Below are 15,290 nucleotides of genomic sequence, written 5' to 3'. Positions count from 1 at the left end.
TCTTTTTTATTAGTAAGCTGCAGTAAATCGTTGTTTAATGAATTTCTCGTTCTCTAGTTCATCTACCAAGACAACAGCTACATCTTCAGCAGATAAAACACTTCGTCCATTTTCATCAAAAACCGGATTTTCTGTTCCAGTTCTATAAGTACCTTTTCTTACGCCAGAAGTACCTTGATGCATTTCGATAGCCGGAGAAAAAAAAGTCCAATCCAACTTTTCGTTTTGTTTCAATTCATTCAAAAAATCTCTCGCAGCTGTAGCACCAGGTTTAATTTCTGAAGGGAAATCTGAACCATCTACAATCTGCTTTCCATCTATAAATAAACTTCCTGCACCACCTACTGTTATAAATCTCTTAATTCCAGCATTTTCAACTGCTTTTTCAATATTCCTTGAGCCAAATAAAAAATCATCGTACAAATTTGGATTTGTCCATCCTGCATTAAACGTATTGATTACAGCATCACTACCTTTTAATTTTTCTGCCAATTCCACTTCGTTGTAAACATCCACATTTACGGGATGTACATTCTCCGCTTGGTCCACTTTTGAAGTATCTCTTGCGATAGCTTTTACTTCGTAACCACGAGTGGCTAATTCATTTACCACTTTTGAACCGACAAACCCGGTTGCACCTATTACTGCTACTTTTTTCATATTCATTTAATTTTATTTTATTTGTAATAATTTTTGTTACATATTAATTCAAATTTTTTTAAGCAAATAGCAAAGCAAATTCTTCAAGAGAACAATTTCCTAAAAACCCGACGACTTGTTCATCCGTTTCTTGAAACAATTTATCCAAATTTTTATTGATATCTTTACCTATATCACAATTTGGATTGGGCGTCAAATTTTTCTTTCCCAAAACTTCCGAATTTTTCACTGCCAAATAAATCTCAGCCAAATTTATCTCCGTTTTCCTCAAACGACAACCACCTTCCTTTCCTCTTTGACTTTCAATCAATCCCGCTTTTTTTAAAACACCGATTTCCTTACGAACCACAACCGGATTCACACCGATGCTTCCCGCTATCCATTCCGAAGAAAGCCAGTCCGAATCACTCTGTTTTAAAAGAGTCAAAATATGAATCGCCGTTGCAAATCTTGTGTTATTCATGCTGCAAATATAGATAAATTTTTAATTGTAACAATTTTTATTACATTAAATTCATAATTCTAACTTAAAAATCACTTCCCTTCCAAATAAAACCCCGGATCCACTCGTTTGTTTTCACCGTTTTGGTAAATCGTATAGGAAAATCCTTTGCGAATCGAATAGGTGCCGACTTCCCCTTTTTTATTGACTGCAAAATAACCGACTTGAAAATCCCGTCGGTCTGATTGTGATTTCAAGGATCAATCAGCTATTTCTTTACAAGTTGGGTTGGATAAACCTTTTGGTTTCAGATCGTTTAAAACTCGAAATTCAAAAATGTTCAATTCTGCTGTTTCTGTATGATGAGAATTGTATTTTAGAGTTCAAAACTCCGAATTTAAAACTTTCCTTCGTACCTTTGCACTTCAAAATTTTTCACAAAACAATCAAAACAAATCCATTATGCCAAAAGGAATCTATCAAATACCCTTTGTAGCCAATGAAGAAGTAAAATCCTATGTTCCGGGTTCACCTGAACGGGAAGAACTACAGGCAACTTATAAAAAAATGTACAAACAGGTAATCGAAGTTCCTCAGTACATCGGGAGTAAAGTCGTAAAGAGCGGAAACAAAAAGGAAATCCGTCCGCCGCATGACCATCAGCACATCGTGGGGTATTACCACGAAGGAACCCAAGATGACGTGAAAGCCGCAATCGATGCTGCGTTGAAAGCGAGAAGAGATTGGGCAAATATGAGTTGGGAAAATCGCGCAGCGATCTTTTTAAAAGCAGCAGATTTATTGGCCGGACCTTACCGTGCAAGAATCAATGCCGCAACGATGATCGGTCAATCCAAAAACGTTTTTCAAGCGGAAATCGACGCTGCTTGTGAATTGATTGACTTTTTAAGATTCAATGTAGAATTCATGACCCAAATCTATGCTGACCAACCGATTTCATCTGAAGGCGTTTGGAACAGAGTAGAATATAGACCACTAGAAGGATTTACATTTGCCATCACCCCATTTAATTTCACTGCAATTTCAGCCAATCTTCCGGCTTCGATGGCATTGATGGGAAATGTGGTCGTTTGGAAACCTTCAGATAAGCAGATTTATTCGGCAGAAATCATCATGGAAGTTTTCCGTGAAGCAGGATTACCGGATGGTGTGATCAACATGGTTTTGACAGACGGAGCAGCAACTTCAAAAACCGTAATGGAACATCCTGATTTTGCAGGATTGCATTTCACAGGATCAACTTCGGTATTTAAATCACTTTGGAAACAAATTGGAAACAATATTGATATTTATAAAACCTATCCAAGAATCGTTGGAGAAACAGGCGGAAAAGATTTTGTCATCGCACATAAATCTTCAGATGCGCAAGAAGTAGCAACAGCTTTGGTTCGCGGAGCATTTGAATACCAAGGTCAGAAATGTTCGGCAGCTTCAAGGGCTTATGTTTCCAAAAGTCTTTGGCCAAAAGTTGAAAAAGAAATGAAAAAAGCATTGGATTCCATCACAATGGGTTCTCCGGAAGATTTCTCCAATTTTGTGACGGCGGTAATCGATGCAAATTCGTTTAAAAAATGCAAAGGTTACATCGACCGAGCAAAAAAATCCAAAAACGCAGAAATCGTTTTCGGTGGAAAATGTGACGATAAAGTCGGTTATTTTGTAGAACCAACCGTTATTTTAGCGTCAGATCCTCATTATGAAAGTATGGTAGAGGAAATTTTCGGCCCGATTTTGACCATTTATGTATTTGAAGATAAAAATTGGGAGAAAACATTGGAATTGGTCGATACGACTTCTGATTATGCATTGACAGGAGCGATTTTTGCCAAAGACCGATATGTGTTAAACCAAGGAATCAAAGCTTTGGAAAATGCGGCAGGAAATTTCTACATCAATGACAAACCAACCGGAGCTGTTGTAGGACAACAGCCATTTGGTGGAGCGAGAGCTTCCGGAACAAACGATAAAGCTGGTTCAGCGATGAATTTGATGCGATGGGTTTCCGTGAGAACGGTAAAAGAAACCTTTGTTCCGGCAAAGGATTACCGCTATCCGTTTTTAGCGAAAGATTAAATTAGATCATTCAAACATAAAACCTCAAAGTTCAAATCTTTGAGGTTTTTTATTAGAAAAGAAAAACATGAGTTCAGAAGCGATTAAAACTTCGGTTTTCAGTATTCTCGGCAACATTGCGTTTGCGTCAATTAAATTCGTTGCCGGTGTTTTGGGAAATTCTTATGCGTTGATTGCAGATGCGATTGAATCGACTGCTGACGTTTTTGCTTCGATTCTCGTTTGGATCGGACTGAAATATTCGACCAAACCGCCCGACGAAAATCATCCTTATGGACATGGTCGATTTGAAACCTTGTCCACTTTCGCGGTTATCGGGTTTTTAGTGATTTCAGCGACGGTAATTGCCTACGAAAGTATCCAAAACATCCAAACGCCACATGAAGGTCCGAAAGTTTTCACGCTTTTTGTACTCGGCGGAATCATTCTTTTCAAAGAATTGGCTTTCCATTACGTCATGCGGAAAAGCAAAGAAACCAATAGTTCTTCCTTAAAAGCAGATGCTTGGCACCATCGGAGTGATGCGATTACATCCGTTTTGGCATTCGTCGGGATTTCGGTGGCGATTTTATTTGGTGATGGATTTGAGGCGGCAGATGATGTTGCGGCCTTGATTGCTTCAGGGATCATTATTTACAATGCTTATCGAATTTTTAAACCGATCATCAGTGAAATTTCTGACGAACAGATTTATGAAGAATTGTCAAACGAAATTATCCAAATCTCAAAGTCGGTTTCAGATGTCATTGCCATCGAGAAAATCCATGTCAGAAAGATGGGGATGGTCTATTATGTCGACCTGCATTTGATCGTCAATGCCAATTTTACGGTGATGCAAGGCCATACCATTGCGCATAATCTCAAAGATGAAGTTAGGAAGAGGTTGCCGGAAATAGCCGATGTCCTTATTCATGTGGAGCCTGATAGGGTAGTGGTGAATTGAATCATATAAATTTAGGCGTGACCCCGTTGCGATTCAGATTTGAACCAATTTAGAATTCCGTTCCGCAACGGGGTCGGGCTCTAGGCACTCGCTTTTCTTTTTGTTTGACTTCGAGAACCTCAGTCAACAATGAGAACCTCAGTCAACAAAAAGAAAGAGCTCAAACCTAACGAAGTGGTTCGACGTAGTCAAACAATACCTCCATCCCTCACGCAAATTGAGTATCCTAATAAAATGGGAAAAAAAAATCCGCCATTTCTGACGGATTTGAAATATTTATTTTTGAACTTAATTCTTAAAATAATTCAGGGAAATCTTGGGGTTTTGCTTCATGAAACAATTCATAGACTTTTTCCACGATGTCATCTACAGAAGGTTTGGAGAAATAATCACCATCGGTCGCATAAGCCGGTCTGTGTGGTTTAGCCGTAATGGTAGTCGGTTTGCTATCCAAATGGAAATAACCGTTTTGTACTTCTAAAATTTGTTGCAACATAAAAGCAGAAGCACTTCCCGGAACATCTTCATCGATGACTACCAAACGATTGGTTTTCTCTAAACTTTTTACGATGTCATGTTTCAAATCAAATGGCAACAAGGACTGAATATCGATCACTTCTGCATCGATGCCCAATTGCGCCAATTCTTTTGCGGCTTCCGTCACGACTCTCCAAGTTGAACCATAAGTTACAAGCGTAACGTCAGAACCTTCTTTGGTGATCTCGACTTCACCGATTGGTGTAGTAAATTCACCTAAATTGGAAGGCATTTTTTCTTTTAAGCGGTATCCGTTCAGACTTTCCACAACGATAGCCGGTTCGTCACACTGCAACAACGTATTGTAAAAACCTGCAGCTTTGGTCAAATCTCTTGGCACCAAAACATAAATTCCACGTACCAAATTCAAGATTCCGCCCATCGGTGAACCTGCATGCCAAATTCCTTCTAGTCGGTGTCCACGTGTACGGATGATTACCGGTGCTTTTTGACCTCCTTTGGTTCGGTACTGAACCGTTGCCAAATCGTCAGACATCAATTGCAATGCATACAATACGTAATCTAAATATTGGATTTCCGCAATCGGACGAAGTCCACGCATCGCCATCCCGATTCCTTGTCCCATAATCGTAGCTTCACGAATTCCGGTGTCGGCTACTTTGCTTTCACCATATTTTTCTTGAAGACCTTCGAGTCCTTGGTTGACATCACCGATGTTTCCGGCATCTTCACCAAAAACCAATACGTTGGAATATTTTTCAAATATTTTATCAAAATTATCTCGCAATACGACACGACCGTCCTCCATTTGGTCAGTGGAGAATTCTGGTTGAATCTGTGGGACGCTTGTTGCGCTCCATTGGGACTGGCTATGCAAATGCGACGAATAAATATCCTCTTCGATTTTCATTCGTTCGTCATACCAATTTTTCAATTCTTCTTTTGCTGAAATGTTTTCACTTCTAGTCAATCGGAAAACTTTTCGAATTGCACTGTAAATGTCCTTTTTGAAAGGTGTTTGTTTGGCTTTCAGCGAATTGATTTCGGTTTCGATAAAGGTTTTATTTGAACTTTTGTTGGCTAAATTTTCTAGCAATTCAACCGCCTTATTCTTTAGATCAACAATTGGATTCAAATAATCGTCCCAAGCTTGTTTTTGAGCCGTTTTCACTTCTTTTTTGGCTTCGGCTTCTATATTTTCTAATTCTTCTATTGAGGCAATTTTCTCATCTCCTGCATCAAAATTGAGGATCCATTCTTTGAATTTTGTGATGCCGTCAAAATCTTTTTCCCAGTTCAAACGTTCTTCTGATTTGTAGCGTTCATGCGATCCGGATGTAGAGTGACCTTGTGGTTGCGTACACTCTCTTACATGAACTACGCATGGAATATGTTCTTCACGAGCTAGTTTTTCTGCGCGTTGGTAGGCGTCGATTAGCGCCGGATAATCCCAAGCTTTTACGGTGATGATTTCATAGCCACGTTGGTTTTCATTTCGTTCAAATCCGGAGAGCAATTCGCTTAAATTGGCTTTGGTACGTTGGTATTTGGCGGGAACTGAAATTCCGTAGCCATCATCCCAAATGGAAACGATCATGGGAACTTGAAGTACGCCACCTGCATTAATGGTTTCCCAGAATGGTCCCTCGGAGGTACTTGCGTCACCTATGGTTCCAAATGCAATTTCGTTCCCGGATATAGAAAAATTATTTTCAGCATCGGCGTCGGGATGGTTTCGATAAAATTTCGAAGCTTGCGCAAGACCAAGTAAACGAGGCATTTGACCGGAAGTAGGTGAGATATCGGAACTTGAATTTTTTTGTTCGGTCAATTTCTTCCAGCTTCCATCTTCATTTAGAGAACGCGTACCGAAGTGGGAAGTCATCTGTCTCCCCCCTGATGAAGGCTCTTTTTCTAAATTGGTATTGGAATACAATTGCGCAAAAAAAGCTTCTATGCTCAATTGACCAATTGCAAACATAAAAGTTTGGTCACGGTAATATCCAGAGCGGAAATCTCCATTTTTAAAAACGCGAGCCATCGCAATCTGCGGTAATTCCTTTCCATCTCCAAAAATTCCAAATTTGGCTTTTCCCGTTAAAACCTCTCTTCTTCCCAGTAAACTGGTTTCGCGAGAAAGAATTGCGGTTCTATAATCATCCAATATTTGATTTTTAAATTCTTGAAAGGAAAGTTTATTTTCTGTTTGTGTTTGCATGGATATAATCTATAAAATTATAAGAAGGCAAAAATACTAAATAAGATTGAAATAAACTGGGGTAGGTGTTTTTTCAGCCTACAAACATTAAATTTTAACTGAAATGAATTTTGATTTTAAGAAAGTTTTAAATAATTTTACAGTCTATAACTATAAATTAATAAGGAAAATTATGAAAAAAATCTATTTTTTAGCATTGTCATTAGTCATTGGATTTTCGGCAAATGCGCAGTTAACAGAAAACTTTGATTCGTATCCATTGGGTCCATATTTCGGTGGTCATTGGACGACTTGGTCTGGAGCTTCTGGTGCAGAGAACATTATCATTGCAAACGATCAAGCCTCTTCTGGTTCACAATCAGGATACATTGGGAATGATGGTGTGCAAGATGCGATTTTAATGCTTGGCAATAAAAATTCTGGAGTTTGGGAATATGAAATGAAATTGTTCATTGAATTTGGATTAACTGGTTATTTTAACTTCCAAGAGGATCAAGATCCAGCTACTACTGGAGGAGTTTGGGGATTGAGTTTCCACTTTAATGATCAAGTTAATTATGAAGATTATCCAGATCAAGGAATCTTATATGGAGGCGATGACTTCTTCTATCCATTTGATTTTCCATATGATGAGTGGTTTACATTGAAATTTGTTTATGACATTGATGCAAACACAGTAGTTGTAACTTTAGATGGAACTGAAGTTTACAATGGATTGGCTGGTTTGGATGAGTCTCCAAATGCGCCTCAAATCGGTGGTGTTGACTTCTTCAGTATCCACGCAAACAACTCTTACTATGTAGACGATATCGTATTTACTGACCAAATGGGTGTTAGTGATATGACAGGTTCTTCAATTGCAGTTTACCCAACCGTTGTGAAAGATAACGTAAACATTTCTGCAAAAGGAAACATTTCAAATGTTGCGGTATTTAATACTGCGGGTCAGCAAGTTTTGAAAGCTAATCCAAATGCTCAATCTACTCAAGTTAACATGGGTGCATTGCCATCTGGAGTTTACATCGTAAAAATCCAAGCTGGAAATGAAACGTTGACGAAAAAAGTTGTGGTTAAATAATTAATTCACGACATAAAATTTTAAAGTGCTCCGAGTGTCGGGGCACTTTTATTTTCAATTAATTAAAATAAATCTGAAAAGCATTTGGGAAAAACAAAATGAATTCCTACATTTGCAACCCGAATTTTCATTCACAATATATAAATTATTAAAAATCAATACAGTGGATACGTTGAGTTATAAAACAATATCGGCAAATAAAGAAACCGCACAAAAGGAGTGGATTCAAGTAGATGCTGCCGGCCTAAGTTTAGGTAGATTGGCATCAGGAGTTGCTAAATTGGCAAGAGGAAAACACAAAACAAGTTTTACACCTCATGCTGATTGTGGAGATTATGTGGTGGTGTTAAATGCCGATAAAATTCAGTTAACCGGAAAAAAATGGGACGAAAAATTATACATTCGTCACACAGGCTATCCAGGTGGGCAGAGAAGTTTGACTGCTCAGCAATTGTTTGATAAAGATCCGATCCGTTTGATTGAAAAATCAGTAAAAGGGATGCTTCCAAAAAACAAGTTAGGAGCTCAAATCTTGTCAAACGTTTATGTTTACACAGGTGAAGAGCATCCACATCAAGGTCAAAAACCAAAATCAATAGACATTAAAGCATATTTATAATTATGGCAATCGTTCACAAAATAGGCCGAAGAAAAACTTCAGTAGCTCGAGTTTATCTACAAGAAGGTAACGGCGAAATTTACATCAATGGTCGCGAATTGAAAGACTATTTCACTACAGGTGTTTTACAATATAAGGTAGAGCAGCCTTTGGCTATTACCGGAAACAAAGGAAAATACAATGTAGATGTGAAAGTTTTTGGAGGAGGAATTACCGGTCAAGCGGAAGCTATCCGTTTGGGGATTTCCAGAGCACTTTGCGAAGTAGATGCAGATTTCAGACTTCAATTGAAACCAGAAGGATTATTGACTCGTGATCCTCGTATGGTAGAGCGTAAGAAATTTGGTCAGAAGAAAGCTCGTAAGCGTTTCCAATTCTCAAAACGTTAAGAAGAATTTGTTTGTTGTTTAACGCACGAAGTTTTGAATCAGACCAATTGTCATAAAAACTTCAAACCTTAAACATTGAACTTTAAACTAAATATTAAACAAACCATTTTCCGGTTGGTTTAGCATCTAAATGTTTTTGGCGAGATCATTTCAACCACTCAAACATTGCTTGCTGAATAAGCGGAACGTAAACTAAAAACAAAGAAAATGGCAAAAGCAAATGTAAAAGAATTGTTAGAAGCCGGAGTACACTTCGGTCATTTAACAAGAAAATGGAATCCTAATATGTCTCCTTATATCTTCATGGAGAAAAACGGAATCCACATCATCGATCTTCATAAAACAGCTGTAAAATTGGAAGAAGCTTCCAATGCACTTGGGAAAATCGCTTCTTCAGGAAGAAAAATTCTTTTTGTAGCAACGAAGAAACAAGCAAAAGAAGTTGTAGCAAAACATGCAGAAGAAGTAAATATGCCTTACATCACTGAACGATGGATGGGAGGTATGTTGACTAATTTTGTTACCATCCGTAAAGCGGTTAAAAAAATGAACTCCATCGACAGAATGAAAAAAGATGGAACATTTGAAACTTTGTCTAAAAAAGAGCGTTTACAAGTAGATCGTCAAAGAGCTAAATTGGAAAAAGATTTAGGATCTATATCAGATATGACACGTATTCCTTCTGCAATCTTTATCGTAGACACTGTAAGAGAGCATATTGCAGTTGCTGAAGCACAAAAATTGGGGATTCCAATCTTTGCTATGGTAGATACCAATACAGATCCAAGAGAAGTTGATTTTGCTATTCCTGCAAATGATGATGCTTCAAAATCAGTTGATATCATCTTACAAAATGTTACAGATGCTATCAAAGAAGGGTTGTCTGCAAGAAAAGCGGAAAAAGACAAATCCAAAGATGAACCAAAAGGGGCAGAAGAAGCTCAGGTTCAAGTTGAAGCGCAAGAAACGAACGACGCTGAATAATCATACATGATGTTTGATCATCAAAATTAATCATAAATTAATGTAGTTCTTTCGCTTATGGAAGAACTACTTTTTATTTTAGAATTCAATATTAACCATTAAATAAATTAACAATGTATAAAGCAACTGCCGCAGAAGTAAGTAAACTTCGTAATGCTACCGGAGCGGGTATGATGGACTCAAAAAAGGCTTTGGAAGAAGCAGGTGGAGATTTTGATAAAGCAATCGAAATCCTTCGTAAAAAAGGACAAAAAGTAGCTGCAAATCGTGCTGATAGAGAAAGTACAGAAGGAGCTGTGATTGCAAAAGTAAATGGTGACAACACAAAAGGAGTAATCGTTTCTTTGAATTGTGAAACTGATTTCGTTGCTAAAAACGAAGACTTTGTTGCATTGGCACAAAGATTGGCTGATATGGCGCTTACTTTTGAAAATAAAGAAGAATTATTGAATGCTCAATTGGATGGAATCACCGTAGCAGAAAAATTGACAGAGCAAACCGGAGTAATCGGAGAGAAAATCGAAATCGGTACTTTCCAAGTATTGGCTGGTCCTTTTGTTAACGCTTATATCCATGCTGGAAATAAAATCGGAGCAGTTGTAGCACTTTCTGCTTCTGTTGATGGAGCCGAAGAAGTATCAAGAGAAATCGCTATGCAAGTTGCGGCGATGAACCCAGTAGCTTTAGATGAAAGTCAAGTTTCTCAGTCTGTAATCGATCAGGAATTGGAAATTGCAAAAGACCAATTGCGTCAAGAAGGGAAACCTGAAAATATGATTGAGAACATCGCTAAAGGAAAATTACAGAAATTCTTTAAAGACAATACTTTGGTTCACCAACCATTTATCAAAGATGCAAAAGTTTCTGTATCAGAACATGTGAAATCTGTAAACGCTGATTTGACTGTTACCGGTTATATCCGTTATAGTTTGTAAGTATATTCTTTTAAATATAATATTTAGAAATGCAGTTCATATAGAGCTGCATTTTTTTTTATGAGAAAATTTATTGGTATAGATATTGGTAATTGAAAAAATAAATCCTAAATTTGTATCAATCGAGATGAAAAGAATTCTACTTTTAATGTTCTTATGTTTTTCCACCTTGAGTGTGTACGCACAATCAAAGGATGGAATTGCTATTTCATCTAATTTAAGCGACAAAAATTTAAAAATTTCACCCAATCCGGCTATTACTGATATAAAATTGGCAATTGAAGGAAGTCAAGCAGAGATTAAAGCAATTTCTATTTACAGCATCATAGGAAGTGAAGTTTTTTCACAGCAGTATAATACCAATGCAAAAGTGATCGACCTAAATGTACGCAACTTAAAAAAAGGCAAATATTTAGTTCGAGTAATCTTTTCTGACAACTCCTCTGAAGTTGCTACGCTGATCAAACAATAATCTTATTATATTTTTAAAGCAATTCATTATGCCGTTTAAGGCCTACATACTGAATATTGTTAAATCTATAAAACTTGTAGATGCGCTTTTGTTTGCGCATAATAAAGCCTTTCTTTCTTAAGCACTCTCGTTAAATTTAGCGGGAGATTTCTTATTTCTACTCATTTATTTTAAATGAGGTTTTACCTATTTATTATTGATTAAAAATTTATCATCATGAAATTAAAGCCTATTATTGAATTGGCAGATTATCAAATTTTACGAAATCTGATTAAGAGAAATCAAGACCAAAAAGTGCTGAAAGAAGCAAAACAATTGTCAGATGAACTCGACCGTGCTATCGTGATCAAAAATGAAGAATTAAACCCCAAAATCATACGCATCGGATCTGAAATTGAAATTGAAGAAGCAAAATCCAAAAGAAAAATGAAAATCCAATTGGTCCTTCCGGAAGAAGCAAATTTACCTGCAGGTAAAGTGTCGCTTTTGGCACCGTTGGGTGTGGCATTAATCGGATTCTCAGAAAATGATGAAGTCAACTGGGAAATGCCTGGCGGAAGCACGATGATCAAAATCTTAAATGTTTCCAACGAGCATTTGGTGGAGTGATATCTTAAATTACGCGCAATAGTGTTTTATATAAACTTGCCCAAGTAAGCCAACCCATGTTTTTTGAAATTTCTTCAATTTGGGAAAAAGGTACGCCTTTCAGTTGTTTTACTAGGTTTTCGGGATGATTTCGGTAGTACAAGAATCTTCTGGCATTCATTTGTTTTTTCTCTCCATATTTCAGGATTTCTTTACAAGGTGCAATATCCAAAAATATGAAATAAAATTCACGATTAGAAGCATTTGCTACATCGATACCTATGTGCAATTTTCGGGCTATTTGGTCATGTTTGTGTTTTTCATTGGCTTCTGAAATTTTACTGTATAATTTTGCTTCGAAGAATACAAGTTTGTCATTAGTTTCGATGCAAATGTCTACTTCTGTACTTTCTTTTACCGATTTAGCGGTGAAATTTTTCCCAATAGAGATCTCAATACTCTGTTCATCTGCAAAAGAAAATGGAACAGGTACTGGCTGATTTATTTCTTTGAAATCTCCAAAAGCATCTTCAAAAATTTCTTCGAGCGCAACTTCAATTTTTTCTTTGGGTAAGTTTCTTAACCTGTCAAAGCAACTCCATGTAAGGGCATCTTCACTATTGGAATTGTTGGCATATTTTAGTTTATGTTGTTCTGCTTTCCCATTGCAAACTATAGAAGCATTGAGAAATTCAAATAATTCTTGTTCTCTGCCAGGTAAAATTGCGTGATTTCTTTCGTGGTTAGTATAGTTCATAGTTTTAAGTACTTAATTAACTAATAATTTTAATTTAAGTTCTTTGAAAGAATTGATCTATTTTTATTATTAAACTCATGATTATTTCTCAAAACGCTTAAATAGGTAATAGCAATTTAATAGATCAAAATGAGTTCTCAAATCAGTGATGGATCCAATCAGTTCTATCCATTCAAATTGTTTAATGTTAAGTTTTTCAATAATAGCATCTATATTGTTGTTAAACCAAATGAGTTCTTCAGGATTAACAAAGGTATTTTTAATAGGTGAATCCTGAAAATTAGAATTTATTTCTGTACAAACTTTATTTTTTAATGTTTCTTTTAATTGAGTTACATCCATAGAAATTTTATTGGTTGTAAAGATGTAAAATCCATAGTCCTCGGGAAATTCTTTAATCTTTTGGTTCTTAATTCCTTCGTAAATCAATTTAATTAAAAGCATCGTATTTGTTTCCATTAAAGACAGACTAGGCTCCTCTCCATAAAAATTTTCTATAATAAAATAAAGGAAAGAACAGTCTTGTCTCAGTTCAATCAATTTTTTAACTATTTCATTTTCTTGTAGATGACCGACTGCTTTTATCACTGGGCCACCTGCAATTACGTTATTAATATCTCTTTCATCATTTTCAAAGTACCGAAACGTATTATAATTCTTTTTGAATTGCCATTCTGCATCTTCAGGGATAGTTAGATTACCATGTACTATTTTTTTACGAATAATTAGCTCAATAATAGTGTCATATAGCCAATTTTCACTGGAACTGCGGATCTTATACAATAGATGATCGTAAATCTCACCATAATCCTTAACTAATTTTATCGTGTTCATATTTCTTTATTTTATTAATTATGAAGCAAAATTAGAAGTATGATATGCCAAATTCAGGCAGAGCAAATTATTTTTCTCCTTTTACAAAAATTTCTTTCCAATTTGTTTTTCCTAAAATGCTCGGGGTATATTTTTCATAATTTCCTTTTTGCTTTTTAAAATCATAATTATTAGAAGAAAAAAAATGAACTACTATTGGTAATTTTTTTAGCCATTCATCTATTTTATCTATTTGATTTTTATACCGTTCTAACCAATAAGTCCAATACTTTTCATTTGCCCCAACAATGAAAATTGAATCTTTATTAAAATTACTCCACTTAAATGATATTAATCCTTCGTTTTTATGGAAAACCTTATGATGATCAAGTTCCGCTCTATTTTCTTTGATGAGAAAATAGTAAAATAGTAATTCGATAATTGTGTAAATTGGATTATTGGAATTACTTTTTTCTGATGCAAATTTGAGTTCACATAAAACCAGTTTATCATTTTTTAGTGTGCCTATCAAATCCACACATCTTCGTCTTGATCTTTTACTAAAATTAACTGGAAGTTCCAAATCGTTCCAAACAACTTCTCCTAAGTTTTCAAAGGACGCTTTATTCGATGAAAATATGGCGCGTTGATAGGCAGTTTCGCCTATTGATTTAATTTTATCAAAGGAAAATTTACCTGGTGATGTATGGTATTTTTGTTTTTCATAATTGAGTATAACATTTTTGAGAAAGGTTAAATTTTTAGTTTTATCGAACTCTTTAGCATTTTCAATTAAATTAAGTAATTCGTTTTTATCAGATGGATTCATGATCACTAATTTTTATACAAATTTTTCATTTTGTTAATAGTTACAGATATCTCCTTTCTAAAATATTCGGGAGTGATTACTTCTAAATCGTTTCCGTACGATAAAATCTGTTGTTTAAAATCGGAAGTTGGAGCCAAATAATATTGAAATACAGAATATTTCTTATTACTTTCAATTTCTTGTTGTGAATGATGTAATGGCAGGCTTTTCAGATAATCAATGCTCTTGCCTAAAGCTTTTACTTTTACCAAACATGGTTCAATTTGAGGATGAACAACAATTCCAAAAGCATTTTCAAAATATTCAGCAGGTATAAAACCTTTCGGTAATTTAAATTTTGTATTTGTGGAATTAATGCTTTGAATTCGGTCGAGTGAATAAATTCGTAGTTCATTTAATTTTAAATTTTTCCCCAAGACATACCAACGTTGTTTGAAAATCTTAATGCAAAGAGGTTCAATTTCAATTTCCGGAATTTCGCTATACCAAAAAGGTTTGTAATGAAATTTTATAACAACTTCATCTCGCATTGCTTCAATAATAGTAGTTAAAAATGATTGTCCTGAAGGAATGTATTCAAATAAAATTCTATCTTTTATTGAATAATTTTCATGGATAATATTATTGATTGTGAATGTATTAAGGAGCCATTTCCGTAAACCGTTGTCGATGTCGGTTGCAATGAAATATTGGTTAAAGCCATTACATTCGATATTGATATCAAATAGTTCTTCAACCTTTTTCCGATGATTATGAAAAGTGCGCAAAGGAATTTTGTGCCCTTCACTCCAATCGGTTCGCAACCATTTTTTGTTGATTTCATCAATACTAATCTGACCAGCTCGGTTGATTGTGTCAACCAGCCATATGTAACGGTTAAATAAATTGACTGCCATAATTTAATTTATAGTCATGAAAAGCAAAGATGCAATTTCATTGTGCTAAATTATGGCATTGCAAGTTATTAATTT

At 35.7% G+C, this 15,290-nt stretch carries 17 protein-coding genes; 9 read left to right on the top strand and 8 right to left on the bottom strand.

What is annotated here, in order from left to right; translation table 11 throughout:
* Window positions 1-9: 9 nt before the first annotated feature.
* From HU137_RS02120 to HU137_RS02110, 3 genes are all read right to left on the bottom strand, one after another.
* The gene (locus HU137_RS02120; RefSeq protein WP_182042157.1) at window positions 10-660 is read right to left on the bottom strand and encodes an NAD(P)-dependent oxidoreductase; all 651 of its coding nucleotides are present in this window, start codon (window positions 658-660) and stop codon (window positions 10-12) included.
* Window positions 661-718: 58 nt separating this feature from the next.
* Complete coding sequence (locus HU137_RS02115) at window positions 719-1,123, bottom strand: Rrf2 family transcriptional regulator (RefSeq protein WP_182042156.1); 405 nt, start codon at window positions 1,121-1,123, stop codon at window positions 719-721.
* A 71-nt stretch (window positions 1,124-1,194) separates the two neighbouring features.
* Entirely contained in the window at window positions 1,195-1,359 is a 165-nt protein-coding gene (locus HU137_RS02110; RefSeq protein ID WP_182042155.1) for a hypothetical protein, read from the bottom strand.
* A gap of 205 nt (window positions 1,360-1,564) precedes the next feature.
* On the opposite strand from HU137_RS02110, the gene pruA reads away from it, so the two are divergent.
* The gene (pruA, locus tag HU137_RS02105) at window positions 1,565-3,196 is read left to right on the top strand and encodes an L-glutamate gamma-semialdehyde dehydrogenase (RefSeq protein ID WP_182042154.1); all 1,632 of its coding nucleotides are present in this window, start codon (window positions 1,565-1,567) and stop codon (window positions 3,194-3,196) included.
* A gap of 67 nt (window positions 3,197-3,263) precedes the next feature.
* A complete protein-coding gene (locus HU137_RS02100; RefSeq protein ID WP_182042153.1) occupies window positions 3,264-4,139 on the top strand; it encodes a cation diffusion facilitator family transporter in 876 nt (291 codons plus the stop codon).
* Window positions 4,140-4,434: 295 nt separating this feature from the next.
* On the opposite strand, the gene HU137_RS02095 is transcribed toward HU137_RS02100, so the two are convergent.
* Window positions 4,435-6,855 carry a thiamine pyrophosphate-dependent enzyme gene (locus HU137_RS02095; RefSeq protein ID WP_182042152.1) on the bottom strand — a complete coding sequence of 807 codons (2,421 nt, stop codon included), beginning with the start codon at window positions 6,853-6,855 and terminating at the stop codon, window positions 4,435-4,437.
* 196 nt (window positions 6,856-7,051) lie between these two features.
* Here HU137_RS02095 and HU137_RS02090 point away from each other — a divergent pair, with 196 nt between their 5' ends.
* From HU137_RS02090 to HU137_RS02060, 7 genes are all read left to right on the top strand, one after another.
* On the top strand, window positions 7,052-7,933 hold the full coding sequence (locus HU137_RS02090; protein WP_182042151.1) for a T9SS type A sorting domain-containing protein: 882 nt from the start codon (window positions 7,052-7,054) through the stop codon (window positions 7,931-7,933).
* A gap of 163 nt (window positions 7,934-8,096) precedes the next feature.
* Complete coding sequence (rplM, locus tag HU137_RS02085) at window positions 8,097-8,552, top strand: 50S ribosomal protein L13 (RefSeq protein ID WP_182042150.1); 456 nt, start codon at window positions 8,097-8,099, stop codon at window positions 8,550-8,552.
* A gap of 2 nt (window positions 8,553-8,554) precedes the next feature.
* Window positions 8,555-8,941 carry a 30S ribosomal protein S9 gene (rpsI, locus tag HU137_RS02080; protein ID WP_182042149.1) on the top strand — a complete coding sequence of 129 codons (387 nt, stop codon included), beginning with the start codon at window positions 8,555-8,557 and terminating at the stop codon, window positions 8,939-8,941.
* 207 nt (window positions 8,942-9,148) lie between these two features.
* Window positions 9,149-9,925, top strand: coding sequence for a 30S ribosomal protein S2 (gene rpsB, locus HU137_RS02075; RefSeq protein ID WP_182042148.1), 777 nt, complete (start codon window positions 9,149-9,151; stop codon window positions 9,923-9,925).
* Between the two features lie 113 nt (window positions 9,926-10,038).
* Window positions 10,039-10,860 carry a translation elongation factor Ts gene (gene tsf, locus HU137_RS02070; protein WP_182042147.1) on the top strand — a complete coding sequence of 274 codons (822 nt, stop codon included), beginning with the start codon at window positions 10,039-10,041 and terminating at the stop codon, window positions 10,858-10,860.
* Between the two features lie 127 nt (window positions 10,861-10,987).
* A complete protein-coding gene (locus HU137_RS02065) occupies window positions 10,988-11,332 on the top strand; it encodes a T9SS type A sorting domain-containing protein (protein WP_182042146.1) in 345 nt (114 codons plus the stop codon).
* Between the two features lie 216 nt (window positions 11,333-11,548).
* On the top strand, window positions 11,549-11,941 hold the full coding sequence (locus tag HU137_RS02060; RefSeq protein WP_182042145.1) for a GreA/GreB family elongation factor: 393 nt from the start codon (window positions 11,549-11,551) through the stop codon (window positions 11,939-11,941).
* Window positions 11,942-11,945: 4 nt separating this feature from the next.
* Here the strand turns inward: HU137_RS02060 and HU137_RS02055 are convergent, their stop codons facing one another.
* From HU137_RS02055 to HU137_RS02040, 4 genes are all read right to left on the bottom strand, one after another.
* Entirely contained in the window at window positions 11,946-12,677 is a 732-nt protein-coding gene (locus tag HU137_RS02055; RefSeq protein ID WP_182042144.1) for a hypothetical protein, read from the bottom strand.
* Window positions 12,678-12,758: 81 nt separating this feature from the next.
* A complete protein-coding gene (locus HU137_RS02050) occupies window positions 12,759-13,511 on the bottom strand; it encodes a hypothetical protein (RefSeq protein WP_182042143.1) in 753 nt (250 codons plus the stop codon).
* Window positions 13,512-13,578: 67 nt separating this feature from the next.
* Entirely contained in the window at window positions 13,579-14,319 is a 741-nt protein-coding gene (locus HU137_RS02045; RefSeq protein WP_182042142.1) for a hypothetical protein, read from the bottom strand.
* 5 nt (window positions 14,320-14,324) lie between these two features.
* Entirely contained in the window at window positions 14,325-15,215 is an 891-nt protein-coding gene (locus tag HU137_RS02040) for a helix-turn-helix transcriptional regulator (RefSeq protein WP_182042141.1), read from the bottom strand.
* Window positions 15,216-15,290 lie beyond the last annotated feature (75 nt).

The organism is Moheibacter lacus (assembly GCF_014042165.1).
GTDB lineage: Bacteria > Bacteroidota > Bacteroidia > Flavobacteriales > Weeksellaceae > Moheibacter > Moheibacter lacus.
This window is presented reverse-complemented; position numbering and strand designations above follow the sequence as displayed.

Excerpts from the sequence above, each read along its gene's own strand:
- HU137_RS02115 (WP_182042156.1), bottom strand. The coding sequence starts at position 1,123 with ATGAATAACACAAGATTTGCAACGGCGATTCATATTTTGACTCTTTTA.
- HU137_RS02065 (WP_182042146.1), top strand. The coding sequence starts at position 10,988 with ATGAAAAGAATTCTACTTTTAATGTTCTTATGTTTTTCCACCTTGAGT.
- HU137_RS02040 (WP_182042141.1), bottom strand. The coding sequence starts at position 15,215 with ATGGCAGTCAATTTATTTAACCGTTACATATGGCTGGTTGACACAATC.
- rpsI (WP_182042149.1), top strand. The coding sequence starts at position 8,555 with ATGGCAATCGTTCACAAAATAGGCCGAAGAAAAACTTCAGTAGCTCGA.
- tsf (WP_182042147.1), top strand. The coding sequence starts at position 10,039 with ATGTATAAAGCAACTGCCGCAGAAGTAAGTAAACTTCGTAATGCTACC.
- HU137_RS02050 (WP_182042143.1), bottom strand. The coding sequence starts at position 13,511 with ATGAACACGATAAAATTAGTTAAGGATTATGGTGAGATTTACGATCAT.
- HU137_RS02045 (WP_182042142.1), bottom strand. The coding sequence starts at position 14,319 with ATGAATCCATCTGATAAAAACGAATTACTTAATTTAATTGAAAATGCT.
- HU137_RS02100 (WP_182042153.1), top strand. The coding sequence starts at position 3,264 with ATGAGTTCAGAAGCGATTAAAACTTCGGTTTTCAGTATTCTCGGCAAC.
- pruA (WP_182042154.1), top strand. The coding sequence starts at position 1,565 with ATGCCAAAAGGAATCTATCAAATACCCTTTGTAGCCAATGAAGAAGTA.
- HU137_RS02055 (WP_182042144.1), bottom strand. The coding sequence starts at position 12,677 with ATGAACTATACTAACCACGAAAGAAATCACGCAATTTTACCTGGCAGA.
- HU137_RS02060 (WP_182042145.1), top strand. The coding sequence starts at position 11,549 with ATGAAATTAAAGCCTATTATTGAATTGGCAGATTATCAAATTTTACGA.
- HU137_RS02120 (WP_182042157.1), bottom strand. The coding sequence starts at position 660 with ATGAAAAAAGTAGCAGTAATAGGTGCAACCGGGTTTGTCGGTTCAAAA.
- HU137_RS02095 (WP_182042152.1), bottom strand. The coding sequence starts at position 6,855 with ATGCAAACACAAACAGAAAATAAACTTTCCTTTCAAGAATTTAAAAAT.
- rpsB (WP_182042148.1), top strand. The coding sequence starts at position 9,149 with ATGGCAAAAGCAAATGTAAAAGAATTGTTAGAAGCCGGAGTACACTTC.